Annotated in this window: 24 protein-coding genes and 3 pseudogenes; 19 read left to right on the top strand and 8 right to left on the bottom strand. The window is 61.6% G+C overall.

Annotation, left to right across the window (positions count from 1 at the left end; translation table 11 throughout):
* Nucleotides 1-8 precede the first annotated feature (8 nt).
* From KS03_RS01030 to KS03_RS01010, 5 genes are all read left to right on the top strand, one after another.
* A complete protein-coding gene (locus tag KS03_RS01030) occupies nt 9-662 on the top strand; it encodes a hypothetical protein (protein ID WP_012732807.1) in 654 nt (217 codons plus the stop codon).
* Nucleotides 659-1078, top strand: a complete 420-nt coding sequence (locus KS03_RS01025) for a hypothetical protein (protein WP_017432355.1) — start codon at nt 659-661, stop codon at nt 1076-1078. The genes KS03_RS01030 and KS03_RS01025 overlap by 4 nt, the downstream gene beginning before the upstream one ends.
* Before the next feature lie 14 nt (nt 1079-1092).
* The gene (locus KS03_RS01020; RefSeq protein WP_017432354.1) at nt 1093-2430 is read left to right on the top strand and encodes a DUF1173 domain-containing protein; all 1338 of its coding nucleotides are present in this window, start codon (nt 1093-1095) and stop codon (nt 2428-2430) included.
* A 417-nt stretch (nt 2431-2847) separates the two neighbouring features.
* Entirely contained in the window at nt 2848-3747 is a 900-nt protein-coding gene (locus KS03_RS01015; RefSeq protein ID WP_017432353.1) for a Crp/Fnr family transcriptional regulator, read from the top strand.
* Between the two features lie 1528 nt (nt 3748-5275).
* Nucleotides 5276-6580 carry a replication initiation protein gene (locus KS03_RS01010; protein WP_017432352.1) on the top strand — a complete coding sequence of 435 codons (1305 nt, stop codon included), beginning with the start codon at nt 5276-5278 and terminating at the stop codon, nt 6578-6580.
* Between the two features lie 84 nt (nt 6581-6664).
* Here KS03_RS01010 and KS03_RS01005 read toward each other — a convergent pair whose 3' ends face one another.
* From KS03_RS01005 to KS03_RS30775, 3 genes are all read right to left on the bottom strand, one after another.
* Nucleotides 6665-7702, bottom strand: coding sequence for a ParB/RepB/Spo0J family partition protein (locus KS03_RS01005; protein WP_017432351.1), 1038 nt, complete (start codon nt 7700-7702; stop codon nt 6665-6667).
* 2 nt (nt 7703-7704) lie between these two features.
* Nucleotides 7705-8349 (bottom strand): AAA family ATPase, encoded by a 645-nt coding sequence (locus KS03_RS01000; protein WP_017432350.1) that lies wholly within the window; start codon nt 8347-8349, stop codon nt 7705-7707.
* Between the two features lie 678 nt (nt 8350-9027).
* Nucleotides 9028-9630, bottom strand: a complete 603-nt coding sequence (locus KS03_RS30775; RefSeq protein WP_127913917.1) for a hypothetical protein — start codon at nt 9628-9630, stop codon at nt 9028-9030.
* Nucleotides 9631-10114: 484 nt separating this feature from the next.
* On the opposite strand from KS03_RS30775, the gene KS03_RS00995 reads away from it, so the two are divergent.
* The 8 genes from KS03_RS00995 (at nt 10115) to KS03_RS00960 (ending at nt 14686) form a co-directional block, all read left to right on the top strand.
* Nucleotides 10115-10300, top strand: coding sequence for a hypothetical protein (locus KS03_RS00995; RefSeq protein WP_017432348.1), 186 nt, complete (start codon nt 10115-10117; stop codon nt 10298-10300).
* Between the two features lie 206 nt (nt 10301-10506).
* On the top strand, nt 10507-10776 hold the full coding sequence (locus KS03_RS00990; RefSeq protein ID WP_012732894.1) for a type II toxin-antitoxin system TacA family antitoxin: 270 nt from the start codon (nt 10507-10509) through the stop codon (nt 10774-10776).
* Nucleotides 10773-11261 carry a GNAT family N-acetyltransferase gene (locus KS03_RS00985; RefSeq protein WP_012732893.1) on the top strand — a complete coding sequence of 163 codons (489 nt, stop codon included), beginning with the start codon at nt 10773-10775 and terminating at the stop codon, nt 11259-11261. The genes KS03_RS00990 and KS03_RS00985 overlap by 4 nt, the downstream gene beginning before the upstream one ends.
* Nucleotides 11262-11667: 406 nt before the next feature.
* On the top strand, nt 11668-11952 hold the full coding sequence (locus KS03_RS00980) for a hypothetical protein (RefSeq protein ID WP_017432347.1): 285 nt from the start codon (nt 11668-11670) through the stop codon (nt 11950-11952).
* 13 nt (nt 11953-11965) lie between these two features.
* Nucleotides 11966-12208 carry a hypothetical protein gene (locus tag KS03_RS30770; RefSeq protein WP_124837682.1) on the top strand — a complete coding sequence of 81 codons (243 nt, stop codon included), beginning with the start codon at nt 11966-11968 and terminating at the stop codon, nt 12206-12208.
* Nucleotides 12205-12450, top strand: a complete 246-nt coding sequence (locus KS03_RS00970; RefSeq protein ID WP_127913916.1) for a hypothetical protein — start codon at nt 12205-12207, stop codon at nt 12448-12450. Before KS03_RS30770 ends, KS03_RS00970 begins: the two co-directional genes overlap by 4 nt.
* A gap of 56 nt (nt 12451-12506) precedes the next feature.
* A complete protein-coding gene (locus KS03_RS00965; protein WP_012732710.1) occupies nt 12507-12848 on the top strand; it encodes a hypothetical protein in 342 nt (113 codons plus the stop codon).
* Between the two features lie 2 nt (nt 12849-12850).
* Nucleotides 12851-14686, top strand: coding sequence for a site-specific integrase (locus KS03_RS00960; RefSeq protein WP_012732711.1), 1836 nt, complete (start codon nt 12851-12853; stop codon nt 14684-14686).
* 9 nt (nt 14687-14695) lie between these two features.
* On the opposite strand, the gene KS03_RS29255 is transcribed toward KS03_RS00960, so the two are convergent.
* Nucleotides 14696-15513, bottom strand: a protein-coding gene (locus KS03_RS29255) for an IS5-like element ISBugl2 family transposase (protein WP_085962419.1) whose coding sequence is annotated in 2 segments (ribosomal slippage) — nt 14696-15165 and nt 15165-15513 — 819 coding nt in all. Because the reading frame shifts where the segments join, the coding sequence is not laid out codon by codon here.
* Nucleotides 15514-15705: 192 nt separating this feature from the next.
* On the opposite strand from KS03_RS29255, the gene KS03_RS00955 reads away from it, so the two are divergent.
* The 5 genes and pseudogenes from KS03_RS00955 (at nt 15706) to KS03_RS00945 (ending at nt 19533) form a co-directional block, all read left to right on the top strand.
* A complete protein-coding gene (locus tag KS03_RS00955) occupies nt 15706-16113 on the top strand; it encodes a hypothetical protein (protein WP_232252319.1) in 408 nt (135 codons plus the stop codon).
* Between the two features lie 180 nt (nt 16114-16293).
* Nucleotides 16294-17099: pseudogene (locus KS03_RS29250) on the top strand (IS5 family transposase).
* 387 nt (nt 17100-17486) lie between these two features.
* Nucleotides 17487-18164 (top strand): hypothetical protein, encoded by a 678-nt coding sequence (locus KS03_RS00950; protein WP_012732715.1) that lies wholly within the window; start codon nt 17487-17489, stop codon nt 18162-18164.
* 109 nt (nt 18165-18273) lie between these two features.
* Nucleotides 18274-18759: a type II secretion system minor pseudopilin GspI gene (gspI, locus tag KS03_RS29245; RefSeq protein WP_234038078.1), complete on the top strand. Its 486-nt coding sequence runs from the start codon at nt 18274-18276 to the stop codon at nt 18757-18759.
* Nucleotides 18760-18804: 45 nt separating this feature from the next.
* A complete protein-coding gene (locus KS03_RS00945; protein WP_012732717.1) occupies nt 18805-19533 on the top strand; it encodes an IS6 family transposase in 729 nt (242 codons plus the stop codon).
* Nucleotides 19534-19902: 369 nt separating this feature from the next.
* Here the strand turns inward: KS03_RS00945 and KS03_RS00940 are convergent, their stop codons facing one another.
* Entirely contained in the window at nt 19903-21255 is a 1353-nt protein-coding gene (locus KS03_RS00940; RefSeq protein WP_012732718.1) for a sigma-54-dependent transcriptional regulator, read from the bottom strand.
* Between the two features lie 237 nt (nt 21256-21492).
* Between KS03_RS00940 and KS03_RS00935 the strand changes: the two are divergent.
* A pseudogene (locus KS03_RS00935) lies at nt 21493-21693 on the top strand (YciE/YciF ferroxidase family protein); the annotation flags it as partial.
* On the opposite strand, the pseudogene KS03_RS29240 reads toward KS03_RS00935, so the two are convergent.
* From KS03_RS29240 to istA, 3 genes and pseudogenes are all read right to left on the bottom strand, one after another.
* Nucleotides 21677-22036, bottom strand: a pseudogene (locus tag KS03_RS29240) (manganese catalase family protein); the annotation flags it as partial. The pseudogenes KS03_RS00935 and KS03_RS29240 sit on opposite strands and share 17 nt — an antisense overlap.
* A gap of 668 nt (nt 22037-22704) precedes the next feature.
* The gene (gene istB, locus KS03_RS00930) at nt 22705-23502 is read right to left on the bottom strand and encodes an IS21-like element helper ATPase IstB (protein ID WP_012732720.1); all 798 of its coding nucleotides are present in this window, start codon (nt 23500-23502) and stop codon (nt 22705-22707) included.
* A complete protein-coding gene (gene istA / locus KS03_RS00925; RefSeq protein ID WP_217908314.1) occupies nt 23495-24973 on the bottom strand; it encodes an IS21 family transposase in 1479 nt (492 codons plus the stop codon). Before istA ends, istB begins: the two co-directional genes overlap by 8 nt.
* Between the last annotated feature and the right edge of the window lie 263 nt (nt 24974-25236).

Genomic DNA, 25236 nt, shown 5'->3' with positions numbered 1-25236 from the left:
GAACACACATGCACCTCACCCGATTCAGCCTGTCCGCCGGTGGTGTTACCGCGGCCCCCCCTCGTAATGGCGTGCCGATCGCATTTGCGCGTGCCCTGCAGGCCCGTGTCGATTACGCGACGGCGATGTTCGCGACCGACGAGGGCGTCGCGCGCCAAGCCCTGCTCAAACGGGCGCGCGAGGAGGCTGCCGACCTTGCCTGGGACCTGGTGATGATCGATGACAGCGACCTGTCCTGCCCGCACCTGTTCGCCGACGTACCAACTTTGCGCGGGGCGTTCGAGGCCTCTCTCAACTGGGCGCAGCTCGAACGGGCTGAACTCGACGAGGAACTCGCCAGCGTGCAGGCCGAGATGGACGCCGAGAAGGCGGAGGCTGAGCGCCGCGCGACCATCGAGGCCGCGATCGCGGCCGGCGATTGGACCGCGCTCCACCTCCCTACGCCCGAGGCATTTGTGCGTGCGCTGGCCGCCGGCGAATCGGTCGAGGCCTGCGGCCACACATTCGATTTCGTCCACGACGAAGGGCTTTGGGCCACGAACCCGTATGGCGTCGATGCCTATGTTGGTCCTGACATCCCAACCACCCAGCAAGCCAGCCGGCTGCTCCGCGGGCTGGCGCGCGGTACGACCTACGGCGCAGTTCCCCCGGACTCGGAATGAGGTTCGACGCCATGACACGCAACCAACACGATCCACGCAACTCCGGACCGGCCTCGATGCGCCGCGCGACGAAATCCCCTCGGGCAAACCTCACGGTCGCCGAGGTGGCCGCGACGATGAGGCCAGGCGTCACCTATACGACCAGCCGCCTCGCCGGGAAGCTCGGCGTGCCCGTCTCAGCGATGCGCCATCTGCTGTCTTGCGACGTCGCCCTCGCCCGCTTCGATCTGCACTCCGGGCCGACGGGACGGGCGTACTCGCTCGCCGGCACCCGCCGTGCGCCCGACGCTCACGTCGATACGCGCGTTCGGCCGGACTTATCGAGCAACCTGACCGGCTACATGCGCGGCCTCGATACGCACCGCGCGCTCGCCATGACCACGCGTGGCAGCCCCACGCCACGCACCGCACGCTGAACCAGGAGAACCCCATGCAACGATACGAACTGGATGGCGAGGAATTCGACGGCGCGAGCAACAGCTTTCTGGCGCGGCTGCCGGCCGCGCACGACGAGAAGAAACGCCCGCTCTGCCTCTGTCAGAGCCCGGGCATTCCGATGTACATCGCCCGCTTCGAAGATCGTTTCATCGTCAAGCGTATGCCTGGCACCGCCCGGCAGCACTCGATGGACCCGATGTGCGATTCCTACGAGGCGCCGGCGGGCCTGAGCGGCTACGGCGACGTCGACGGCAGCGCCATCGTCGAGGACCCGGACAGCGGCCTGGTGACGCTGAAATTCGGCTTCCCGCTGGCCAAGGGCCCTTCGCGCCAGATGCCCGAACCGTCCGGCGCGGAACCGGAAAGCGTGAAGGCCGATGGCAAGAAGCTCACGCTGCGCGGCCTGCTTCATTACCTGTGGGAGCAAGCCTGCCTCAATCGCTGGACGCCGGCGATGGCAGGCAAGCGCGGTTGGGGCCTCGTGCGGCGCGAACTGTTGAAGGCGGCGGCCGGCAAGCAGTCCAAGAAGTTCGACCTGACCGACCTGCTTTACATTCCCGAGACGTTCGTACTCGACCAAGAGGACCAGATCGAGCAGCGCCGCGCGGCGCATCTCGCGCGCATCAGCCAGTCCGAGGGCGGTAAGCCCCACTACATCCTCGTGATTGGCGAACTCAAGGAGATCGCCACCGCGCGCTTCGGCTTCAAGCTGGTGATCAAACACCTGCCCCGCTTCGGCCTCATGCTCGACGAAGCCACCAAAAAGCGAATCGAGAAGGTCTTCAAGGCCGAGCTCGAAATGTCGGCCAGCACCGAAGGCACGCATCTGATCGTGATCGCCACGGCGAGCGTCTCTGCAAGCGGCACCGCGACGGTTCATGAAGTCTCGATGATGCTGACGACCGAGAACTGGATTCCGTTCGAGAACCTCACCGAGCACACGCTCCTGAAGAGCCTTGCGAAGCGCCGGTTCCTGAAGTGCCTGCGCTACAACCAGGCGGCCACCACACCGATCGCCAACGTGCTGCTGACCGACGCCGAGAAGGAGACAGCCCTCTTCGTGGTGCCGGCCGACGCGTCGACGTCGTTCGAGAGCCGCCTAGACGCCCTCATCAAGGAGAGCGACGTCGACACCTGGATCTGGCGCCTGAGTGCCGGGCCGATGCCGGCGCTGCCGCGAACCGCCTACGAGGAACGGGCGGCGGCGGCCGCTCGCCGAAACCGTGCCCCGCAGACCCTACCGCCGCCTGATCGGCAACCCGGTCCGCCTCGAGACGCGCCAGCCGGTCCGGACTTCGACGATGCGGACTCGCCCGGAAATTGGTTGTGAAGCCAACGGCCTGGAACTGGAATGTTTCGCTGGACTGTCGAGCAACGTCAAAGGATGTTGTTGGCCGTCGCACCAACAGGAGGTGAGAGAGAACGTGACGAAAAAAAAACGCCCCGACGCGTTGACGGGGCGTGAACAGATGTAAGCGACGGGGCTATCGAGGCCGCCACATCACAGACCGCGTTCGGATTTTAGAGCGGCAAATTGCCCTGTCAAGCGACATCTGTGTGACCAAATTTGACTGACAAAAACACACGAGATGACATACGAGAGCAACGCGGGTGTGATCGCCCCTGAGAGGAACGGCGACCAGCGAGAGGCCGTCGCCGCACCGAGGATACGCGACTGGCAGCCGGTAGCTGCCGCGCATGAGAGGCGCCATGCGCCAAGGGGCAACGTCGCGCGCTAGGACGCTACGTGACTCGTTCCCCCTTTGGCCTGCAGCCGGCAAACCCGGCCGCCTTGCCATGTTCCGCGACAGACGACGGTGGCGATGTGCCGCCGGCGGCGATCGCGCACGCGCGGAGCCGTGCGGCCGCGCTTTCCGAGCGCGTGTGGCCGGCGGACATCCCCTGCCCGGCGCCGGCGAACTCGCCGCGGCTGCTGCGCGAACTGAAGCTGCGGCTCGGCCGCTATCTCGACACGCCCCAGGCCTGGCTGCCAGCCCTCAATGCGGCGAACGGCAGCCGGCGGCAGCAGCGTAGCGAGCGCCGCGTCGCCTGCGTCCAGCTCGTGCGTGCGCTGATCAAATTCTGCGACCTCTCCACGCTCCGTGTCGCGGTGCCGTCCAAGGGCGCCTGGATCGATTTCACCCTTCCCTACCTCGCCGAACAGGCCGGCCTGCCCGTGCGGCGCGCCGAGCGCGCGTTGCGGGATCTGGTTAGGGCGCGCCTGGTCAAGAGCCGGCCGCAGTGCGAATTGCAGGTCGACGAGCAAGGGCCGCGCTACCGTGGCCTCGCCGCGATCCGCTACCTCTCCCCGGCGCTCTTCGAGCAATTCGGCCTGGGCAAGTGGCTGCGGCACGAGCGCACGCGCGCGCACCTGCGGGCACAGCGCCGGCGCGACGCCGCTCGTAAGCGCGAGCGCAAGCATGGTGCTGCCGCCGGCGCTGGCCAGCTGCTCGAGCAGCTCACGACCAAGCTCGCGGCCGCGCAAGCACGCGCCAAAACGCGCGACGATCACGGCGGTGTCGACCGCCGCGCCGAATTCGAGCGCGCGGTGATGATTCGAGCCGGCCAGCTGAAAGAAACGCACCCCGATTGGGACCGCGACCAGTGTTTCCGCGTCGCGCGCAGCCAGCTCTCTCCGCCAGGCTAAATCCCCGTCCCTGACGTCAAGTAACCCCACCCGATCGCCACCGCGAGGCCGGCGCACATCCAGTTGCTGGCTGAACAGTCTTGTCGGCGCCGTGAGCGGCCGTAGAACGGGCGCCGGAGACGCAATTTCGCGCTGGAGGCCGGCGCGGCCCGGGCGTCGCTGTGGATAAATGCGGTTAAGTGTCGGGGTCGGGAACAGTTAAGTGTCGGAGCTTAGTCAGAACCTATCTCTATCTACCCTAGATCGAGCTGAGGCTACGCCTCAGAGGGGCGGGCAAGCCCGCGAACGAAAAGGCGCCGCGGCAGAACGGCCTTCCTCCGGCGGGCACTAAGCGCCACGGCGGGCAAGCCCGCCGCACCGCTAAGTGCGCGACAAAAGATCGGCGGCCGCAGCAAGCTGCGCCCACCGATCAGCGCGCGCGTGTGCGCGCTATCCGCCCGGACAAGATTCCGCACGACCAATGCAGCTCGGCTTTGCAGGAAGGGGGCAAATTACGCAACTAACGGTCTTTACAAGACAACACTCCGATAAACGCCCCGTCCCTGTAGGCGCCCCATAGCTACCAGAACAGCGGAGCCCCTACCCCCTTATCCGAGTGGCGACGCACCGGCAATTACAGAGGGATTTGGGCGGTATATTGAGGATCTTGCGCGCTTGCGGGGAGGCAACCGCGGAAGGCTCTATGCGAGAGCGGATTTCGGAAGCGGACCGCAGTCCACGTGGCCGAACTGACGAAGGTGAACGTCTATGGTTCTTTAAGGGGTTGTGAGACTTGGGATCAGCGCGGAACGTGGCTAGATCGAGGACGGAATGGTTATCTGAAGTAGTCACGCGCGGTAGTTTAAGCGTTTAGTAGACGCTTTAACCCATTTAAGTACGTTTACGGACTCCCAAAGCACCTTCTGACAAGGCTTTCGAGACGATAAGGTGAACGTCTATGGGGCGACCGGTGCATACCAATGGTTCGTCAGGATAACGCACATGGGTCAGAAGGGGCATGCCTATGGTTCAGTGGGTCAATGCATATGGGGGCAAGGTTCATGTCTATGGGGCCGCCCCAATCCGCGAAAGGTGAACCTCTATGGTGTTGGTTAAAGGTGAATGTCTATGGTTCCTAGGCGTGCAGCTGGCGACACTTTTCGAGAGCGCAGGTCAGCGCCGACCCTGTCCGCGTGGTGGGGATAAGGGAGATCTTGTCTCGCGAGCGGGAGCAGATGCAAAGGTGAAAGGTTATGGGGCAGACGCCTATCCAAGCGTGGCACTAAGTCGGCGCGAATTGCCCGTCCGGTGAATGTCTATGGGTCTTGAGGTGCATGCCTATGGTTCGAAATTCCAGTCGAGGCCCAAGGAGCTTGTGACGCAATCCACTGAAAACACGAGAATTTTCTCGTTCGTGACCCGCATCTCTCCCTGACCACTGAATAGGTGAACGTCTATGGTTCATCCAGGGCTAGTGAGACTACCATTGTTGAAGGTGAACAAAGTACAGTGTATCGTTACCCATCGCTGATCAACCGACAGAAGCCTCGTGGCCAGTAAAAAAGAGGTGGGGCTGGAACCCACGCAAATCGCCCTCTTCCAGCTGAACGATCTCCCCGAACCATTTAGGAAGGCCGTCCCGGCGGTACATATCGCTCCCAAGTCGGGCCCCATCTCGCTGCAACAGGCGAAGATGTGGAATGCGCTGATCAAAAATGCGATCGGCCAAGACAAGGATGGTGAACGGGTATGGTTCGAGTATCCGATCGGGGATCTGATCGCCGATGTCGGCCTCAATTCCAAGAATCGGGACTACGTGAAGGCCACGATCAACTCGCTGCTGGGCTTCGTAGTGAACTGGGACTACCTCAGTGGTAAGCCGGAATGGAATGCCAGTAGCTTGATTGCCGGTGCGAAGTTGTCGGCCGGCATCCTTCGCTACCAGTTCTCCGACAACATCCGAGAACTGCTCATGAACCCGCGGATATACGCGAGCATCGACATGCGTATCGCCCGAGAATTTAAGCGGGGACACGCACTAACACTGTGGGAGAACGTCGTGCGGTATGAGGGCGTCGGCCGGACCCCTCGCCTCTCAGTGGAAACGATTCGAGATTTACTGCTCGGTGTCGATTGGCCTCAAGGTTCCTATGCACAGTACAAGATCTTCAAGAGTAGGATCTTGCTTCCGGCGCTCGAGGAGATTAATCGCATAGCTGACCACCAAATTGCGATGCATGAATTCAAGAGTGGTCGCACCATCACTGAGGTTCAGTTCGTCATCGAGCCAAAGCGAAAGCAAGAGGTTGCTTCCGAAGATGACCTTAATCTGCTCACGGCAGTTACTCGATTCTCCGTACCGCTCACGGAGGCTCGCAAGTTGTTGGCCCAGTATGGTCCCGAGGCCATTCGCCAGGCCGTCGGTTATACGGATGCGCGCCTGAAAAAGAAGAATGCGCAACCAATTGAAAACGTCGGAGCTTATTTCCGGAAGTCGCTGGCCGGCGGCTACCAAGCCGAGCCGGACCGGAGCAAGCCGTTGAAGCAAGTGAATGGTCTTGAGCCAGCATCAGCAAACACCGAGGACGTCCTGCTGGCTCAACTGGCGGCAGAGCGAGCGAACGAGGCTCGGCGGTATTTCGACGAACTTGAAGCCGCTGAGCAGAGCGAATGCATGGCTCGCTACAACGAACAGCAGCCGGCAACGCCGCTAAAGCTCGTGGCGAACCGTAAGCCCAAGAAGGCGGCGGAATCCGCGTTTTTTCAGTGGCTCAGCGTCGATGTATGGGGAGAACCAACGGATAGGGATCTTCTGAATTTTGTCATTTCTCGTCAGGTCCAGGCGACGCGTTAAGCCAGTAGCGGCGCTGGCTAGGAGGATCTAAGAATGTTGAGCCCCCTAGCCAGCATGACGGTCTCGCAACGTTGCCGTGTCTCCCTACTCGTTACTCTTTTCTCCGATAGACTGCGCGCCCCCCTCCGCCAACATAGTCGTGAGGGCTTCTCGGAAGCGGACAACGTCATTCCCGAGCTGCAGGTCAACCTGGATGCGACCGTCAGCCCACTCCTTGATCGTGCCGATTTCGGTGCCATCGGCGCCTCGGAATTTAAACTGTAGTGAAGTAGGATTTCGGCGGCGCTCTTTACCTACCTCGGCTGCTTTCCGGATCGCCTCTATCTTTCGAATGCTGAGTCCGTCATCGAGTATGCGCTGGGCTAACGCGTCAGTTCGGGAATCGTCGGTGACCTTGCGGTAGAGAGCTAATTCGTAAGAGATGTTGACGCTGAAAATGGCGGGATGTGCAGCGATGATGTCACGCGTCTGCTCCGGCAACGATAGCATCGCCAAGTACTTGCTCACGACCCCTTTACTCTCACCGATCATTCCGGCAATTTCTTCTGCTGTCCTTGCGTGACCTTGATCCAGCAGCGCTCGAAACGACATCGCGACGTCGAGCGCAGATTCTTGTTCTCGCTCCGCGTTCGATGATCGAGCCAGGCGCCAGAAATCGATCGGCGTCAAGCCATCGAGGATCTTCACCTCCATTTCTTTTTTTCCGAGAATCCGGCTTGCCCGTTTGCGATATTGACCATCGATGAGGATGACGCGTTCTGGATTGGTCGGGTGCCGTGCGACAAGCGCGGGCTGGAACTGGCCATCCTTAGCGATCGAACTTGCCCGCGCCTGTACCTTCGCTTCGTCGTAGATATGGCGGCTGTTCAGCGGGTTGTCGTCGATCTTGTCGATTGGCCATGTTGTCACGAGCACACTCGCCTTCCCCTCTCGTACCAACACGTCTGCTCGCGACGATACATCTGTCTCTTTTGGGGCATGTAAGAGACTTCCGCGTCCCGCGAGCGCCTGCTCCATGATCTCGAATCGATCGATCCCCTCTTTCGGGCCGGATGAACGTAATGCTTCATCCAGAAGTTGTCCTTTTTTGATGTGGTCGGTAAAACTCTTTTTAGTAGCCATTTTCAGTCATCCACGAGTTCAAGGATTTCGTCGACCAAGGCATTGAACTCCGCCTGCGCTTCCTTTGCTTCTTTAATCTGGAGTACCGTTGTGCCCATCAATTCGGCTTCGGCGTACGCGGTTCGCTGGCCGATCGCCGTGCGCAACATTGGGACCTCCTCATCCTCGGCAAGAGCCGCAAAGATTTGTTTGGCAACGGAGGTGTTACGGTTCGAGTTTGCAAGTGTCCTCAGCTTCAGGTCCGGGTTGTAGTCCTGAGCCTTCACACCGAGTTTTTTCGCTTCCGCCACGGCCCACAAATTTCCGCCGGATGGTTGCACCGGAATGATGCCGAGGTCGGCAACCAGCAAGGCTATCGAGGGGGCATCTGATTTGATCGCTGGCGGGCAATCAACGACGATGAATTCGTAGTCGTCGCGAAACCGCTTGAGCTCTTTGGGGTTGCGGGAAAGATTAACGACGGATGCAGGGAATGGCGAATCGTCCGGTGCGTTCGCTACCATGATCGAAGCCGTGCCCTGTTCATCGTAGTCGACCAGCAGCGTTTTCCTTCCGCGGAGACCTAGTCCCCCCGCGAGATTGGTGCTTGTCGTGGTCTTTCCAGAACCGCCTTTTTGGTTGTAAACAACGATGATTCTCGCAGCCATGAGCGCTCCCCTTGTCGAAGTTTCAACGTTGAAACTTGTTGCTGTGCTCTACTTGCGTCCGAGCCAGGGTGGTGGGCGAAGTTTCAACGTTGAAACTTCGAAGCCTCTACTCTAAAGAATGAGTTTGTTTTTCGCAAGATTTATTAAAAATATTTTTTTGACAACGCAAATCGACAGGGCTGAGACCACATGAGGGCCGCCATGGGCGTGGGTGGGCTCCTCCGCAAGCGACGTTTCAACGTTGAAACATCCGGGTCGCGGGCTGGGTTCTACACGGTGGAGGAACAAGGTTTCAATCGCGATTGGGCACGTCTATGAGCCGCCTTCCCTCCGGTGGCACTGTCTCGGGTGCTTCCTCGCGCCCGACTGGCCATAATCGCCGGCCGGAGCACCGCGGGCGGCTGGCGCATTGGTGAATTTGGCCTTGCCAGGCGGGCTCGTGGCGTCCCGGTGTTGGACTTCGGCGCTCTCCTGATGCTGTGCTGAGACGCAGAGCGAGCGGGCAGAAGCTAGGTGGCAGAGTTCCGGCAGCTAACGACTTCGCCCCGCACCTAATAACATGGCCTGACATTTCTAAATTCGTCGTCAGGGACGACCTGTGGCGAGTCGGCCGGCTTAACGCCCGGCGCGTACAGACGATCTATGGTCGCGACGAAAGGGGAGGGGCCGCCCGGCCGGTCACGGAAGCAAGTCGAAAAAATACTTTTGCAGAACGATGGGGAGTGTTTCGAATGTCAACGCAAGCATCGGCCTCACGTCGGCACCATTCAACCTCCAATCGGTCGTGATGTGAGCCAGTCGTTGCCCCGCGAAATCGCACGTTGCGATCCACGCTTTCGCCACGTTGTTTGAATTTGCGAAGATCGCGACAATAGACGGATCAATTTTCGGCACCGCCACGCCGTGTCGATCACAGAACATCTCGACACCAATGTCTCCTGGGCGGCGTTTCCCGGTTGAAACCAGTGCGGACGAACTACCTCCGGTTTTCAAGCCCAAAAATTCGAGTAACAGGCGTGAGTAGACGGCCGCGATAGATGACGTACTTTGAGTGAAGGCGCCCATGATAGTCGAATGAACTGGCTCGGCGATACCTTCGACCCGAATGTCTATCCGCTCGAGAACATCGAATTTTTGATCAAGCTCTAATGCTCGAAGACCCGCGTAAAGCGCTTGTTGATAGAAGGGAATGAGGGTACGTCGAATTTCGGCGAGCGAGCCCGCGGAAGGCTGCTGGTTGGGCATAGTGGTCGATTCTCTCGGGTGGGTCTTGATGGTCATCGGGCGCTGGAATCGGCATTTGCCTATCCAGGCCCCGAGGTAAGGAGGCCGAGCGCTCTTCTGCACATCAGATTACTGCTGGGCTTTCGTTGACGGCCAGCATAATCCTGAGGCAGCCGCTGCAGCGGCTCCTGTCATCCGCTGCAGCGCCTACATTCTCTAAAAGCGCGCAGATGAATCGACAAGGCGAATTCATCGGCGAGCACCATAGGGTGGAAGACACGAGGCTCCAAGCGGTCCCCCGTTGACGCCATCGTAACGAGACGGCGTCCCGAGCCGTGATGGGACTGTCACCACCGTGACGGAACCGTAGCAGGCGGAAGCGCGGCCGAGCCGCTGCGCGCGGTCGATCCGGCGCCGGGGTCTCAGCCGCCGGCCCGAGCGACGGTCCGCAGCTGCCGCGAAGAACCCACAAGCGGACCCGCGGCGCCGGCGCCGGCACACTGGCCTCATTGCCGGCCCGTCGGCGCTCGGTCCCGACCCCATGCTCGAATGTCTTCTCCGTCTGCTCACCGCCGTCGATCGCCTGATCGTGACGGCCGATCCTCACCCGGCCGGCGCGCGCCGTGTGGCCCAGCTGGCCCGGCTCGGCTGCGGCGGGGTGGGCCTGGCCGTGCTGCTCGCCGCGCTCGAGCTGGGGCGGTCGGCCCTCGCGCTGGCGGGCGGCTAGGCGGGCAGGGGAGGGGGCGCGGCGGGCGCCGCGGTTGGGCGGGAGCGAAATCGCACAGGTGATAACTACTCTTATCAGAGGACGCTGCCTTGGGCGCGCTTCCCGGCGGTCGCTGGTTCCATCCACGCAAGTGTGTCCGGCAAATTTACGTACAGATTGACCGGCCCGGCAAATTTACGTACAGTGGCTGGAGGAGGTAACAAGCCATGGCTACCACTCGTTTTGAAGCGCGCGTCGAAGCCGACGTGCTCTCGGTGATTCGTCGAGCCGCCGAGATCCAAGGGCGCACAATGTCCGATTTCGTCGTTTCCGCCGCGCGCGAAGCCGCGCAGCGCGCCATTTCCGAGGCCGAAGTGATCCGGCTGTCGGTTGCGGATTCAGAACGCTTCGCCGCGGCGATTCTGTCGCCTGCCAAGCCCACGGAAGCCTTGCAGCGGGCACTCGATCGTCATAACCAGCTGCTGCGTAACGAATGACCGGTCCGCAGCTCACGGTGGCTGCGCTCGACGCGGCCCACGATCGAACGGGTTTTGAATGCGGCACGCCGGCGCTCGATCGCTACCTGCGTGAAACCGTGACGCAGGATGTTCGGCGCCGCGTGGCCGCGTGCTTTGTGATGCTCGATGGCCATGTTGTGGTGGGCTACTACACGTTATCGGCGGCCAGCATTGCGCTGGCGGAACTGCCCCAGGAGATGATTCGGAAGCTGCCGCGCTATCCCGCCGTCCCGGCGATTCGCATGGGTCGCCTGGCCGTCGACGCGCGGTATCGGGGACGGGGACTGGGGGCAGCATTGCTGGTCAATGCCTTGCGCCGGGCTGCTCGTTCGGAGATTCCAGCCGTCGCGCTGACGGTCGACGCGAAGGACGAGGGCGCAGCGGCGTTCTATGGCCACTTTGGGTTCCAGGCGCTCACGTCTGATCCGCTGGCGTTGTTTTTGCCGCTGGCAACGGTGAGGTAGGGCCGTCGCGGGACGCTGGATTGGGAATGATTACCCGGCCTCGGCCGGGTTTTTTGGGGGCGTCGTCAAGTCCGCTAAGCACCATTAGCAGACTTGAAATTAATGTCGTAAAATCACCTAGGATCGAATTATGTCTCATTGAATATAGGGTAAACCCTTGCTTTGACGGGCGGGGTTGGCTGCCGCTGAGACCGGCAGAGGAGGGCGGGCCGCTGCGGCTGAGCATTCGGCCTCGTCGTCAAACCCTTCCCCCTCACCGTCCCACAAACGCGACGCGTGATGGGTGAGTGGGCTGCGTTCAACGGCGCCGGCTGGTAAGGCGCTCGGCGCCGAGCCCGCCACCGATGGGATCTTGGGACGCCAACCCGTGTCGTATCTTGTGTTTTGTCCTTGCTCGAGGTTCGTGATGCCGCACCGCCAGATGATGACGGCGCGCCACCTGACGGATCGCACCGAATCGTGTATCCGTGAATGCCTGGCCGACGCCGAACGCAGTTCCCACCCGAACCGCAAGCAGATGTATCAAGACTTCGCCAACGGGGCGTTCGTGCTCTGGAATCGCCTGATGCAGGACCTGGCGGATCCAGCCGATCCGTTGGCGACCGCGGAGTTCGAAGCCGACCAGGCGCGTCTGAACGCCTTGATCGGCGACGCGCCTCCGCCGCGTGAGGCGGCCCCGTCAGGGAATTAACCAAGGAGTGATCGTGAACTCAGGCCTGACATACCCCCAGCTCACCACGCACACACTCAATGAAGTGCTTCGGCATCTTGTCGATGCTGAGCAAGGCGGCATCGGTGGCGCTCAAGTCGCCGAGGGTCGTGCGCGGGGCGCGTTCGACCTTTGGTGTTCGCTCGTTCAGGTACTGCTCGCCGCGAAGGATCCAGCCGCCTCGAACTATCGGTACGACGAAGCGCGGCTGCGCCATATGCTGGCGTTGCCGCGATGAGCGCCGTGCCTTCCGGGCACGCTCGTGACCGCCGATCCCGTTTCGGACTGCGTGCCGTCGTGGCGATTCAGCGCCGCTTCAAGCGGCAACTCGTGGTGCTGCTGTTGCTGCTCGTGAGCGGTTGTACGGCGTCGGCAAGGCCGGCGCCCTTGGCCGATGAGTCGCCCGAGCGCATCGCGCGTGACGCGGCGCGGCGGGCAGCCGCCGGCCCGGTCCAATCGGTATCCGACTACCTGACGTGATCCTCGTCTCGCGCGGGATTTCCGCTAGTCCCGCGAGACCCCACAGACAACGACCTATGAATCGTCCTACCATCACCTCCAGCACCTCGGCCCGCCGCGTCGACGGCATCGTGTTCGAGATCGCGCTGGCCATCGGTCTGCGAGTCGAGGTGATCGGCGTGCCGTTCACGTACCGCGATCGCACGTTCGCCGTCCACCGATCCAGTCGCTCGCGTTCGATCACGAGCGTTGAATACTCGGTGTCGGACGTCGAGACAGGCCGCAGCATTCCGCAGGTGGCGGCGGCCACCATCGACCAGGCACGCGAGGCCGCGATCCTGGCTCTCGACGCCGTGGCGGAGGCCGACTGGTGCAAGCAGTTCGCCGCGCCTGCCCGTCGCAAGACGGCCCGGGCCTGACGATGGCCAATCGCCCCCAGCAGCTCGAGCTGCCGCCGCCCCGAACCTATTCGCGCACCGAATTCACGGCGCTGCGCGCGCGCGTAAAAGGGCTGCCGATCGCGACCATTGCTCGGCTGTACTTCGACCCGGAAGAACACGAGGTGCTGGACGTCGAGCGTCTGCTGCGCACCATGCGCGACGACCTGGTGTCGATCGCGCTGCGCGAGGGCTCGTCCGTCCTGGTTGAGCACCTGCAGGCGTCGATCCGCAAGTACGGCGAGCCGCGCCTGACTCCCGTGTCGCTGCAGATGATCGAGCTGGCGGCCGGCAGTTGGGCCAAGGCCGCGCCGGCGGCGAATCACGCCGTCGCGCGCTGGTTCCGGCCGCTGGTCGCACAGCGCCTGGCCGAGGTCGACGTGGCCACGGTGGGCGAGCTCGTCGCGTACTGCAACCGCCGAGGCGGCGCCTGGTGGCGCTCGGTACCGCGCATCGGCGTCGGTCGGGCGCGGGCGCTAGTGGCCTGGTTGCGCCGGCACGCCGAGACGATCGGCCAGACAGTGGACGCCGATGTCGATGGGGTCGATCCGTTGCTGGCCGCGCCCGAGACGCGCGTCGCGCTGCGTCGGGGCCAGCTGGTGCCGATCCACCGCCTGGTGGTGCCGCACGAGCTCGCCGGCGCCCGGGGCGCCAACCGCGCACCGGCGTTTCCCTACATCTCGGCCGCCCACGACCTGGACGCGGTGTTCGCGTACCTGCATCGTTACGACGGTCAGGCGGCCACCCAGCGCGCGTACTGGCGCGAACTCGAGCGCTTCGTGCTGTGGTGCGTGCTCGAGCGCGGCCGCCCGATGTCCTCGATCCTGGTCGACGACTGCGAAGCCTACAAGGCGTTTCTGGCCAACCCCTCGGACACGTTCCGTGGGCCGCCGGCCTCCCGTGCCTCGGGCCGCTGGCGCCCGTTCGCCCTGACGCCGCTGTCGCTCGACAGCCAGCGCTATGCCGTGCGCACGCTGCGCGCGGCGTTCGACTGGCTGGTGAAGGTGCGCTACCTGGCTGGCAACCCGTGGGTGGCCGTAACCGACCCAAAGCCCGTCAAGCGGGCGACCAAGCTGCAGGTCCAGCGGGCGCTACCGATCGACGTGTGGAGCCGGGTGCGCGCGGAACTCGCCGAGCGCGCCGAAGGCCTGGGGCCACAGGGCCCGGACTGGCGCGTGGCGCGTGCGTTGGTGCTGCTGATGGGCGACGCGGGCCTGAGAATCGAGGAGGCCGTGACGGTGGAGCGGGGCGGGCTGCAGTGGTGGCCTGCCGAGGACGACACGCCCGCGACCTGGATGCTGCGCTTGATCGGCAAGGGTAGCAAGGAGCGCATCGTGCCGCTGACCGAGGACACCGTGCAGGCACTGCGCGAGCACTGGCAGGACCGCGGCCTGGATCTGGACGCGCCCGGCGCCGCGGCCGACGGCGTGCCGCTGGTGGCGCCGACGGTGGTGCCGCCCACGCCGGCCAGTCGGGAAAAGTTCGGCGTGACCGAGACGGGGGAGGTGACGCGCGTGGCCGGCTATACCCCGCGCGCCGCACGGCGGGTCGTGACACGGGCCCTCAGGCGCCTACTCGAGCAACTGCCGGATTGGGAGGAGTCGGCCCGTCGGCAGCTGGCCGCGACCTCGCCCCACGCGTTCCGGCACACGTTCGGCACGCAGTCGGCTGCGGCCGGCATGGCGATCGAGGTGCTGCAGCAGGTACTGGGCCATGGCTCGCTGCAAACCACCACGATCTATGTCAACGCCGAGCAGCAGCGCATGCGCCAGGAAAGCGCGAAGTATCATGCGCGCTTGGCTGCCCGCCGAGCCAAGTAAGAGGCCAGTTCAAAAACCCTGCACAGCTCGTCTGAAGATGTTCCAACAGATGAGCGAGCAGCCAAGTTTGAGGAATGCTTCGTGAATGTAGGCACTTCGCTCGAAGCGAGTGCGTAGGCGCCGGAAATTGTGGAGCCAGGAATGCGTACGTTCGACTACCCAACGATACTTGCCCAGACCACTGCCATGCTCGGTCCGGCGCTTGGCGATCACGGGCTTGATACCGCGTTCGCGCAACGCGCGACGATGTCGGGTGGAATCGTAGCCACGATCGGCGTAGACGACGCCGGGCTTCTGAAGCGGTCGGCCACGAACGCCGCGAATGGGTGGAATCGCATCAACGAGCGGCAGCAACTGCGTGACGTCGTTGGTGTTCGCGCCAGTCAGGATCGCAACGAGAGGAACGCCGTTGGCGTCTACGAGGACGTGGTGCTTGGAACCGGGTCGCGCGCGATCAGTGGGGTTCGGGCCAGTTTTTCGCCCGCCCCAACGGCGCGCACGGACGACGAATCGACCGCAGCGTATGACAGATCGATTTGGCCGGCCGCACGCAACTTGTCGAGTAGCAACTCGTGCAGTTGGTCCCATACACCAGCCTTTTGCCAGTCGCTCAATCGCCGCCAGCATGTGGCGCCCGAGCCAAAGCCCAGACGAGTCGGCAAGTGGTTCCAACGAATTCCCGTTTTGAACACGAACAGGATGCCGTTGAGAGCCGCACGGTCGGACACGCGCGGGCGACCAGGATCGCTCTTCGCTCGAAGCTTCGCAGGTGGCAGCAATGGTTCGATCAGTATCCACAGTTCGTCGTCAATGATTGGCGCTTCCATCCTTGGACTTCCGTTGTTCTGATGCCCAAGGTTAACAGCTTGCCGAGGAAGTAAACAGCCCCTCTCGGGAGTTTTTGAACTGGCCTCTAAGCGAGCGGCCGGCGCGCTGGTCTGGACAAAAACTCGACGGCCCCGGCGCCCCCAGCAATATCTTGACATCGTTATCCGAACCCGATGAGACGACGCCGCCCCTTGACCAAGACGCACCTGTTGCCGTTACCGTCTGCGTTGGTACGGCAGCAACAACTGCGGCATCACGTGGCGTGGTCCCTGTTGCTCGACCAGCGTGCCGAACCGGCTCAGCTTGCGATTCTTCTCAACGTGGTGGAGGTCACCTATTTGTTGGCGTTACCCGAGGAGCGGGAAGCGGTGTCGACCGCGCGGTTTCGTCTGGCCGAAGCGGCGTTGGAAGCCTGCTTCGGGCAACTGGGCGAGGGAGGCCTCACGCTGGAGACGATCGCGCGTAAGGCGATCGAGCAGATCCTGGCGCTGCACGACCAACAACTGCTCGGTGTTCCGAGCCATCGATATCTGGATGCGCAGGAGCGCGCGAAACAAGTCGCGCAGGCCGGACGATCAGCGATTCCTGATCAAGCGTGACGAGGCGACCGAACTCGCTCATCGGGGACCCGTAGGTACGTTACCAGTCTGTCTGCTGCGGCCGTTTTCCAAGATTGAAACGGTTCGAAGAAAGCGGGCAGGGTCATTCCTCGTTTTCTGCCGTTAAGAGCCGCTAACATAACCTAGACATGACGTAGCAGAAATCGTATCGTCTGCGATATGGCAAGACGCAAAATCAGCAACGAGTTGTGGGTGGAGCTGAAACCGCTGATTCCGGAATTCACCCCATCGCCCAAGGGCGGACGGCGGCGCACGGTCGATGACCGAGCTGCGCTCAACGGCATCCTGTATGTGCTGCAAACCGGTACCCCGTGGGAAGACCTCCCGCAAGAACTGGGCTTCGGCAGTGGCATGACGTGTTGGCGACGTCTGCGAGACTGACAAGCGGCCGGTGTATGGCGCCGGCTGCATCTGGCGATGCTGCGTCGGCTGCGTGAGCACGACCAGATCGATTGGGAACGCGCCAGCCTCGATGGAGCCAGCGTCTCCAGCCCCCGGGGGGCCAGGAAACCGGCCCCAACCCGACCGACCGCGGCAAGCTCGGATCGAAGCGACACATCGTCGTAGATGCACGCGGCATTCCTCTGGCCGTCACGATCACGGGAGCCAACCGCCACGATTCGATGGCATTCGAGTCCACGCTCGATGCCATTCCTGCGGTACCCGGGCTGAACGGTCCGCCACGCAAGCGCCCGAGCAAACTGCACGCTGACAAAGGGTATGACTTCGGGCGTTGCCGACGTTATCTGAGACAGCGCGGCATCAAGGCTCGTATCGCACGCCGCGGTATCGAAAGCAGCGAACGGCTGGGCAGGCATCGTTGGGTCGTCGAGCGTACGCATGCCTGGTTCGCCGGATTCGGCAAGCTCCGAATTCGCTTCGAACGACGCCTCGATATTCATACCGCTCTGCTTGTCCTGGCTGCCGCCGTCATCTGCTCCAGATTCGTGGATGACTTGTGTTAGCGACTCTTAACTCCGCCCGGAACGATAGCTGCGCCCTGCCGTAAACACCGGTACTTGTGAGAATGTTAAAAAACATTAGCTAAAAATTACAAATTACTTTTTTATTTGGTTAGCATTAAACATAACTTAATAAAAGCAAGAACTATTGAGGCTTAATTTCAATAGTCAAATAAAATTAACCTGTTTTGTTGAATTTGATAAATTCCACGCATGCCGAGAGGTCGTTCGACAACACAAAATCAACGTCACAAATATGACATAACCCGAATGGTTGGTTGATTCAGCAAGTCTAGCTCAGCAATCAATTAGCAAAGGAGGTGCAATAAAAATCAAATATATCGAATATTACTTGTCTTTTTAACATAGAAATTTATGCCGGGGGAAAGCATGAAACATAAATCATTGGCAATCTTGTTGCTTACCATTCTCAACGTCTCGATTGGCGGAGCCGCCTATGCTTCCTACAACGGAATCTGGCGCTCCCCTCTTTGGCCAGACAACAATACCAGTCCGGATGCCCAGGGCGACTGTCTGGGAGGAAATGGTGGAACGAAACCGGACAAATGCATCTGGCACGAAGTGAGTCATGATTTCAGCGAAGGCCGTGCCAGTCAGGTCAGCACTGAATACTACAACTGTCACGGGACGACGACCAACTCCGAAAGCGCAAGCTGGTCTTACTCGACCTCGGCAAGCGTGGCGCGCGAAACCAACTCCAGCAGCGGCTGGTCGTTGAGCGGGGGCTTCTCGGACGGTGTCGCCGCGACTTTAGGTCTCGACGGTCAGAGCGGTAGCTCGACCACGTACACCACTGGCACGACAAGCACGGCAATGCAAACCTATACGCTGAATGTTCCGCCGGGGCAGAAGGCGTGGCTGACCTTTGTTCCGAAGTACCGCCGCTCGCATGGCTGGCTCGAGGTTCATTATGGCAGCAGAATGTATGGCCATTTCTTCTGGTACTACCCGTACCAAGGTGCAAGCAACGTCACGGTGCTGACGCCGCGCACGCTGCCCAACGGGATGGCGGACGGCGACATCAAGCCGGTCTACGTGAGGTGTTGACCTGATCGGATAGCGCCCGAGGAGTTGACTGCGCCCGGCCTGGCCGAGCCAGTTCAACTCCTCGGCCGAGGGGGTGCCGCCGGCAGGCTTTCCCGCACGTCCGGTGGCGATGCATCGCCGGGCGTTATTTTTTCATCGGCCGACTATGACGACTCGACCTGTCAAGCCAACCAGCACCAGGGGGGGATCTTGCCTCGGCAAATCTTCGGAACCCGGATTCACCCTCATCGAGACGCTGATCGCACTCGCCATCATCGCCATCAGCTTTGCCGCGGCCTCGCGCTCGATCATGATGATGGTCAATTCCGAGGATACGCTCAGGGTGACGACGCTGGCGCATTACTCCGCGGACAATGAATTGACCGAAATAAGGCTGCGCGAGGCATGGCTGCCGGCCGGTGAAAAACGATATCCGTGCCCGCAAGGAAATTATCTCTTCATTTGCACCCGATCCGTTTCCTACACCATAAAACGCGGCATCGAAAGGATTGACATAAGCGTGTCGCTTCCTCCCAAGCCGCATCGTTATGCAAGCATGTCCTCTTATTTTTATGACCCGATTCGGGATTTAGGTCGCATCAATCCAGACGATTAATCCGGCGCTGTCACGTTGGCGGGTATGGTCGCGTAAGATGAGCCAATGAAACCAAAATCGCTCTACCACGGCCATCGATTTCCCGCAGCGATCATCAGCCAGGCGGTGCGCTGGTATTTCCGCTTCCAGTTGAGCCTACGTGACATTGAGGAACTGCTATTCGAGCGCAGCGTGATCGTCAGCTACGAGACGATTCGCCGGTGGTGCGACAAATTCGGCGCTACCTTCGCCCGGCAGGCCAAGGCAGCGCGACGAAAGCCGGGCCGTACCTGGCATCTGGACGAGATGTTCATGAATCTGCGTGGCGAGCCCTGGCTGCTGTGGCGGGCGGTTGACGAACACGGTGCCGAGCTGGATATTCTTCTACAGAAGCAGCGTGACAAGACCGCAGCGAAGCGCTTTTTCCAGCGTGTGCTGCGTTCCTTTCCGGCGCCGCGCAAGATCGTCACAGACCAGCTACGTAGCTACCCGGCTGCCAAGGCTGACATCCCGGAGCTCGCCAACGTCAAGCACGTGTTCGTGAAGGCCGCAGCCCGTTTAAACAACCGCGCCGAGAACAGCCATCAGCCGACCCGCGAACGCGAGCGACGCATGCGGGGGTTTCGCGACCCGACACGCACTCAGGCGTTCCTCGCGAGCTTCGGGCCGATCCGCCAGCACTTCGCCCTGAAGCGGCATCTGCTGCGTGCCTCGCTTTATCGCAAACACCTTGCCGTACGCTTCTCGACGTGGCGTGAATTGACCGAGGTCACCCAGAATCCGTCTGCCGCATGAAACGTGCGGGTCAAGCTTGCGCCCGGTGTGAACATACTCCGCTAACGTGACAGCGCCGGAAAGAATGCTTGCCCAAATCAATTCCAATCATCGTGACGCTGTCCATGGCAATGACCTCCCGAGGAAAGTTCTCAGCAGCCTACTCGCTGAGAGGTGGGGGTGACCATCCCATTACAGAATGCTGAAAAAGCTAACAGCCCTTGGACTCTTTTTGAAACCATCTCTTAGCGATGACCACCGACCGAGAGAGGATTCGACCAACCCTATTCCCGTCACCGTTGACCCGAAGCTCGCGCCGCGCTGCATCGGTTTTTCATTCATGCAGGCGGACCAGGATTTGGCGCGAGCGCCGCCTTGTACCGACCCTCCCTAGATGCCTTTTTCCGGTACTTCACCCAAGCGGTTGTAGACGGTCTTCAGGCTGACCTCGAGCATTTTCGCGGCATGCGCCTTCACGCCCCCACAGCGCGCGAGGGTCGCGGCTATCAGGCGGCGGTCGAGCTCTTCCAGAGGCATGCCAAATTCCACCGACACGGTTTCGCCCGCCGTGTACGTTGTGTCCCACGCCGCTTCAAGAATCGGCACCGGAAGCGTGTCGATGCTCTCTCCCTCGGCGAAGATCACGGCCCTCTGCACGAGATTGCGCAGTTCTCGTACGTTGCCTGGCCAGTGGTGCCTCGTTAGCGCCTCCTTCGCGTCTTCCGAAAACCGCAGCGCGCGGCTCATTGCTTCGTTGAATCGAGCAAGGAAAGCCTCAGCCAGCAGCACTACGTCGCGGCCGCGCTCGCGCAGCGGTGGCAGCGGAATCGGAAAGACGTTGATGCGGTGATACAGGTCGTGACGCAGCTCGCCGTCGTCAATTGCGCCGAGCGGATCGCGGTTGGTCGCGGCCACGATCCGCACGTCCACGTCGATCTCGCTCGAACCACCAAGTCGCAGCACGCGGCGTGTCTCCAGTACGCGCAGCAGCCGCACCTGCAGATCGATCGGCATCTCGGTTATCTCGTCGAGGAACAACGTTCCGCCGTGCGCGCGTTCGAAGAAGCCACGATGTTCGCGATCGGCGCCGGTAAAGCTGCCACGTGCGTGGCCGAACATCTCACTCTCGATCAGCTGGGTGGGCAGGGCGCCGCAGTTGATTGCTACGAATGGGCCGCTGTGGCGGAGGCTGCGCTCGTGAATCGTTTGCGCGGCGAGCTCCTTACCGGTACCTGATTCGCCCGTCAGCAGCACCGACGCGTCGGTGGCCGCGACGCGAGCGATTGCACCGTATAAGTCAAGCATGGGCTCCGAGCGGCCCAGCATCAGGCCGAAGCGCCCCGTTTCGCGCCATTCGTCCGCGAGATCCGCAAGCAGGTCGGAGGGGTACGCGCGCCGTGAATTGCGCGTGAGCATCGCCTCGACTCGCTGCATATCAATTGGCTTAACTAAGTAATCAGAGGCGCCGGACCGCAATGCACGGATGGCTGAATCGAGTGACGCGTGGCCTGTCGTGATCACCACGTCGCAGCCAATCGCTGTCAACTCGTCAAATAGCGTCATGCCGCTGCCGTCGGGCAGTACCAGGTCGCAGAGCGCCAAAGTGGGCCGGCGCTCGCTGATACGCGAGCGCGCCTCGACAAGCGTCCCCGCAGCGGAGCAGCTAAGCCCGCGCACTCCAATGAGCGCCATGAGAGCTAGGCGGGTTTCTTCTTCGTCGTCGACCACCAGAATATGTGACATGGGAAAGTCTCTCACTGGGAAGCAAATCTTGGCCGCAGCATGCAACGAAGCGCTTCCCAAAATGTTATCAAAAATGGAGGCACCCGGCGCTGGACGTTCGTAAAGGACGAATGTTCCTGTAAATTCTGCACTTCGAGCGGCTGAACAGGCCGGTGAAGCCACGTTATTTGGCCCCCGAGCGTCGGGTACAAGTTTTGCAACTACTCGTGCTCCATTCATCTGGCAAAGGAGCCCAATATGGCACAACGCAAGACAGTCGACGATCTGTTCGTTCACATGCTCTCGGACATTTACAGCGCGGAAAAGCAGCTGACGCGCGCGCTGGCGAAACTCTCTCGCGCCGCTAGCGAGCCCGAGCTCAGCGAGGCGTTCAAAGCTCATCTCGAGGAGACGCAAGGCCAGATCGAGCGTATCGACCAGGTGGTCGAGACCAGCGGTAGAGCACCTGTGTGACGTGGCTATCGTTGCCGGCGCCTTGCAACTTCCGGTAAAGCTCGGCCTGCGTATCGACGGCCTCTGCGAGCTCGCCCTTCGCGCCCCGGTTGAGCATGGCGACGAGTGACCCGATCACTTCGAGGTGGCTCAGTTCTTCGGTGGCGATGTCGAACAGCATGTCCTTCCGGCCCGGATCCTCTTCGGTGACGGCCTGCGTGAAGTAACGCATCGCCGCAGCGAGTTCCCCCTGGGGGCCGCCGAACTGTTCCAGCAGAAGGTTGGCCAGGCCCGGATTAGGCGTGGCAACACGTACTGTGTATTGCAGCCGAGAGTTGTAGCTGAACATGAATCCTCCTTGTGCAGATGGAACAGGACGGAGCCGACCGCCCGGCCGCAACCGGGCTCAAACTACGTCAACGCTTTGGCCGCGGTCGGCTCGCAGGAACCCATCCGCAATGTCCGTGCCGCGCCCACGCGGCGCGCGCACCGGGGCCCGGAAGGCGGCCTGCAGGATCGTTCGCCTCAGAGAACGCGAGGCGGCGTACCGTTAAAAGATGCGGAATTACAAGGATGAGAATTTTCCCCATGGCGGAGCGGTGTCGAGACGAAGCGCATCATTTCGTGGCATCGGACAGTTGGTTATCCTGCGCAAATGAATTTTCATACTCGTTCGGGACCCTTTTTAACCTGCAGGCCCTAATGACGAACCGGGCGACGACGAGTCGACCACCGTGCTGCGACCGTAACGATATGTACCGACGGGTTTCGCCCGTTTCAAGGACGGCGTCTTACTGGCGCCACCACGGGAACACTTTTTTCTGATCTGCGTTGATTCCACCGCCACGAGGGCAACATGAACGGTCAACGCACATGGATCTGTTCCGGGCGTAAGTTCTCGAGAGCGGCTGCGAGACCGGTGAAGGTCCTGGTAGTAGACGACGATGTTGATTTCCACCGAGTCTTAACCCACCGATTTCATCTAAATCTGACCCACCCCGAGACAGCGTAGTACATCTATTCCGGTGTGGATAACTCTTCGTTACCCGCTGGTTTTGCCGCTCTTTTTCTTGTTGTCTTTGCCTTGGCAGAACTGGTCCTGAAGCGCCACGATTCATTGCCCGTTTCGACGATGTGGCAGTGATGGGTGACGCGGTCCAGCAGCGCCGTCGTCATCTTTGCGTCCCCGAACACGCTCGCCCACTCGCCGAAGCTGAGATTGGTCGTGATCGCGACGCTCGTGTGCTCGTATAGCTTTGAGAGCAGATGGAACAGCAATGCACCGCCGGTCTGGCTGAACGGCAGATAGCCCAGTTCGTCGAGGATCACCAGGTCGACGTACATCAGCTTGTGGGCGATCTGGCCTTGTTTTCCGATGGACTTCTCCTGCTCCAAGGCGTTGGTCAGCTCGACAGTCGAGAAGTAGCGCACGCGCTTGCCGTGGCGCTGTACGGCTTCGATTCCGATCGCTGAGGCGAGGTGCGTCTTGCCGGTGCCCGGACCACCGATGAACACGACGTTGTGCGCGCTTGCGAGGAACGACAGCTCGCTCAGTTCGCGCACCAGCGCTTCGTCGACGTGTGCCTGCGCGAAGTCGAAGCCCTTCAGGTCGCGGTGTGCCGGGAAGCGAGCGGCGGTCATCTGGTAGGCGATCGAGCGCACCTGCCGTTCGGCGGTTTCAGCCATCAGCAGCTGCTTCATGAAGCGCTCCGGGTTGAACTCCGTGTGACGCGACTGCGCCAGCAGCTCCGGCCACGTGCTCGCCATGCCATGCAGTTTGAGCCCCTTGAGCTGGGCGGCGATGTCGTTAGACATGACGGTCCTCCGGTGGGTTGGCACGCAGGGTTTCGTAGCGGCTCACGTCGGCGGCCGGCTCTTCGGTAAGCTGGAGTTTCGTCGTCGCGAGGTTGGTGCTCGTGGTGGGTGCCTTCAACCGGCTCAGCACGTTCAGAACGTGCTCTGCGCTGGGGCGTCCTGAATCCAGCGCAGCCTGTACGGCGAGCAGCACCGCATCGAGCCCGTGTTCGCGCACCGCAGCGAGCACCTGCGTCATGACGCGATCGCCGCCCGGGTGTTTCAGCAGATGCCGCTGCAGCAGTTGCAGCGGCTGCGGCATCGTGATGAACGGTGCGCCGTTGCGCAGTGCGCCGGGTTTGCGTTCGACCAGCGTGACGTAGTGGCGCCAATCGTAGAAGGTCATGTGCCGCTCGAAGCTGCGTTCGTGGCGTGCGATCTCCTGGGCGTTGGCGACGACGCTGAGATATGCCGGATAGCAGCGCACGCTCACCAACTGGTTCGTGTACTCGGTGGGCACGCTGTAGCGGTTGCGCTGGAAGTGAATCAGACTGGTCGACGAGACTCGCAGGGTCTGCTCGATGTAGCCGTCGAACGGCCGTGGATTGGGCATCAGCCTGATGCGCTCGTCCTGCAGCACGTCCTCGACTGTCAGCTCGGGCCACTGCGGGTGCCGCATCTGCCAGGCCTCACGACACTGACCAGCGACCCATTCGTTTAGGATCTCCAGCGTTTCCCAGCGCCGTAGCGCTGCTTCGTGCCAGATCTGACGTCGCCGGTCCTGAACGTTCTTCTCGACGATGCCTTTCTCCCAGCCGGCGGCACGGTTGCAGAACTCTGGCTCGAACAGGTAGTGACTGCACATTGCTTCGAAGCGCGCGTTGACCGCGCGCTCCTTGCCGCGGCCGACCTTGTCCACGGCGGTCTTCATGTTGTCGTAGATGCCGCGCCGGGGCACGCCGCCGAACGCGGCGAATGCGCGCGCGTGTGCGTCGAACAGCATCTCGTGACTCTGGGTGGGATAGGCGACCAGCCAGAACGCCCGGCTGGAGTTAAGTTTGACGTGGGCGACCTCCAAGCGTCGCCGCAGCCCGCCAACAAACGCATATTCGCAGCTCCAGTCAAACTGGAAGGCTTCGCCGGGTTCGAAGGCGAGCGGCACGAAGGCCTTCCTGCGAGGCGCCTCAGCCTGCTCCTCGTGCCAACGCCTCACGAATGCGCTCACGCGGCCATAACTGCCGGCGTAACCCTCGGCGCGGATCGCCTCGAACATGAACCGGGCGGTGCGCCGGTCACGCTTTGGGCGATGACTGTCGGCACGCAGCCAACCTGTCAGCTGTGCGGCCCAGTCGTCGATGACGCTCGGGCTGACGCGCTTCGGATACTTCGGCTCGACGGCATCAGTCTGCCGCAGCCAGCGGCGCACCGTGTTTCGGGACAGGCCCGTACGCCGCGCAATCTCGCGCAGCGGGACCTTCTCGCGGAAATACATCCGCCTGATCTTGGCCAATATGCCCACCGTGATCACCTTTGTATCCCCTGCTCAAAGATTGAGCAGGGCATTCAATCACGTGGGTCAAAATTCGATGAAAATTTTCAGCTCTAGTGGGTCAGTTCTGTGCGGACATCAACACCATCAGGGTAAGATGTGCTGCGGTCGCACGCCTCTGCAGACGCTCATCGCGGGCAAGGAGGTGTGGAAGGAGAAAGTGAGCCACCTGAATCTGATCTGACAGTCACGCACCGTCGGAACGG

It is taken from the genome of Burkholderia glumae LMG 2196 = ATCC 33617 (assembly GCF_000960995.1).
Lineage (GTDB): Bacteria > Pseudomonadota > Gammaproteobacteria > Burkholderiales > Burkholderiaceae > Burkholderia > Burkholderia glumae.
This window is presented reverse-complemented; position numbering and strand designations above follow the sequence as displayed.

Excerpts from the sequence above, each read along its gene's own strand:
- istA (WP_217908314.1), bottom strand. The coding sequence starts at position 24,973 with ATGTATTTCCGCGAGAAGGTCCCGCTGCGCGAGATTGCGCGGCGTACG.
- KS03_RS00970 (WP_127913916.1), top strand. The coding sequence starts at position 12,205 with ATGAGCGCCGTGCCTTCCGGGCACGCTCGTGACCGCCGATCCCGTTTC.
- KS03_RS01000 (WP_017432350.1), bottom strand. The coding sequence starts at position 8,349 with ATGGCTGCGAGAATCATCGTTGTTTACAACCAAAAAGGCGGTTCTGGA.
- KS03_RS01025 (WP_017432355.1), top strand. The coding sequence starts at position 659 with ATGAGGTTCGACGCCATGACACGCAACCAACACGATCCACGCAACTCC.
- KS03_RS01020 (WP_017432354.1), top strand. The coding sequence starts at position 1,093 with ATGCAACGATACGAACTGGATGGCGAGGAATTCGACGGCGCGAGCAAC.
- KS03_RS01005 (WP_017432351.1), bottom strand. The coding sequence starts at position 7,702 with ATGGCTACTAAAAAGAGTTTTACCGACCACATCAAAAAAGGACAACTT.
- KS03_RS00940 (WP_012732718.1), bottom strand. The coding sequence starts at position 21,255 with ATGTCACATATTCTGGTGGTCGACGACGAAGAAGAAACCCGCCTAGCT.
- KS03_RS01030 (WP_012732807.1), top strand. The coding sequence starts at position 9 with ATGCACCTCACCCGATTCAGCCTGTCCGCCGGTGGTGTTACCGCGGCC.
- KS03_RS30775 (WP_127913917.1), bottom strand. The coding sequence starts at position 9,630 with ATGACCATCAAGACCCACCCGAGAGAATCGACCACTATGCCCAACCAG.
- KS03_RS00980 (WP_017432347.1), top strand. The coding sequence starts at position 11,668 with ATGCCGCACCGCCAGATGATGACGGCGCGCCACCTGACGGATCGCACC.
- KS03_RS00965 (WP_012732710.1), top strand. The coding sequence starts at position 12,507 with ATGAATCGTCCTACCATCACCTCCAGCACCTCGGCCCGCCGCGTCGAC.
- KS03_RS00950 (WP_012732715.1), top strand. The coding sequence starts at position 17,487 with ATGAAACATAAATCATTGGCAATCTTGTTGCTTACCATTCTCAACGTC.
- gspI (WP_234038078.1), top strand. The coding sequence starts at position 18,274 with ATGCATCGCCGGGCGTTATTTTTTCATCGGCCGACTATGACGACTCGA.
- KS03_RS00945 (WP_012732717.1), top strand. The coding sequence starts at position 18,805 with ATGAAACCAAAATCGCTCTACCACGGCCATCGATTTCCCGCAGCGATC.
- KS03_RS00990 (WP_012732894.1), top strand. The coding sequence starts at position 10,507 with ATGGCTACCACTCGTTTTGAAGCGCGCGTCGAAGCCGACGTGCTCTCG.
- KS03_RS00985 (WP_012732893.1), top strand. The coding sequence starts at position 10,773 with ATGACCGGTCCGCAGCTCACGGTGGCTGCGCTCGACGCGGCCCACGAT.
- istB (WP_012732720.1), bottom strand. The coding sequence starts at position 23,502 with ATGTCTAACGACATCGCCGCCCAGCTCAAGGGGCTCAAACTGCATGGC.
- KS03_RS00995 (WP_017432348.1), top strand. The coding sequence starts at position 10,115 with ATGCTCGAATGTCTTCTCCGTCTGCTCACCGCCGTCGATCGCCTGATC.
- KS03_RS00960 (WP_012732711.1), top strand. The coding sequence starts at position 12,851 with ATGGCCAATCGCCCCCAGCAGCTCGAGCTGCCGCCGCCCCGAACCTAT.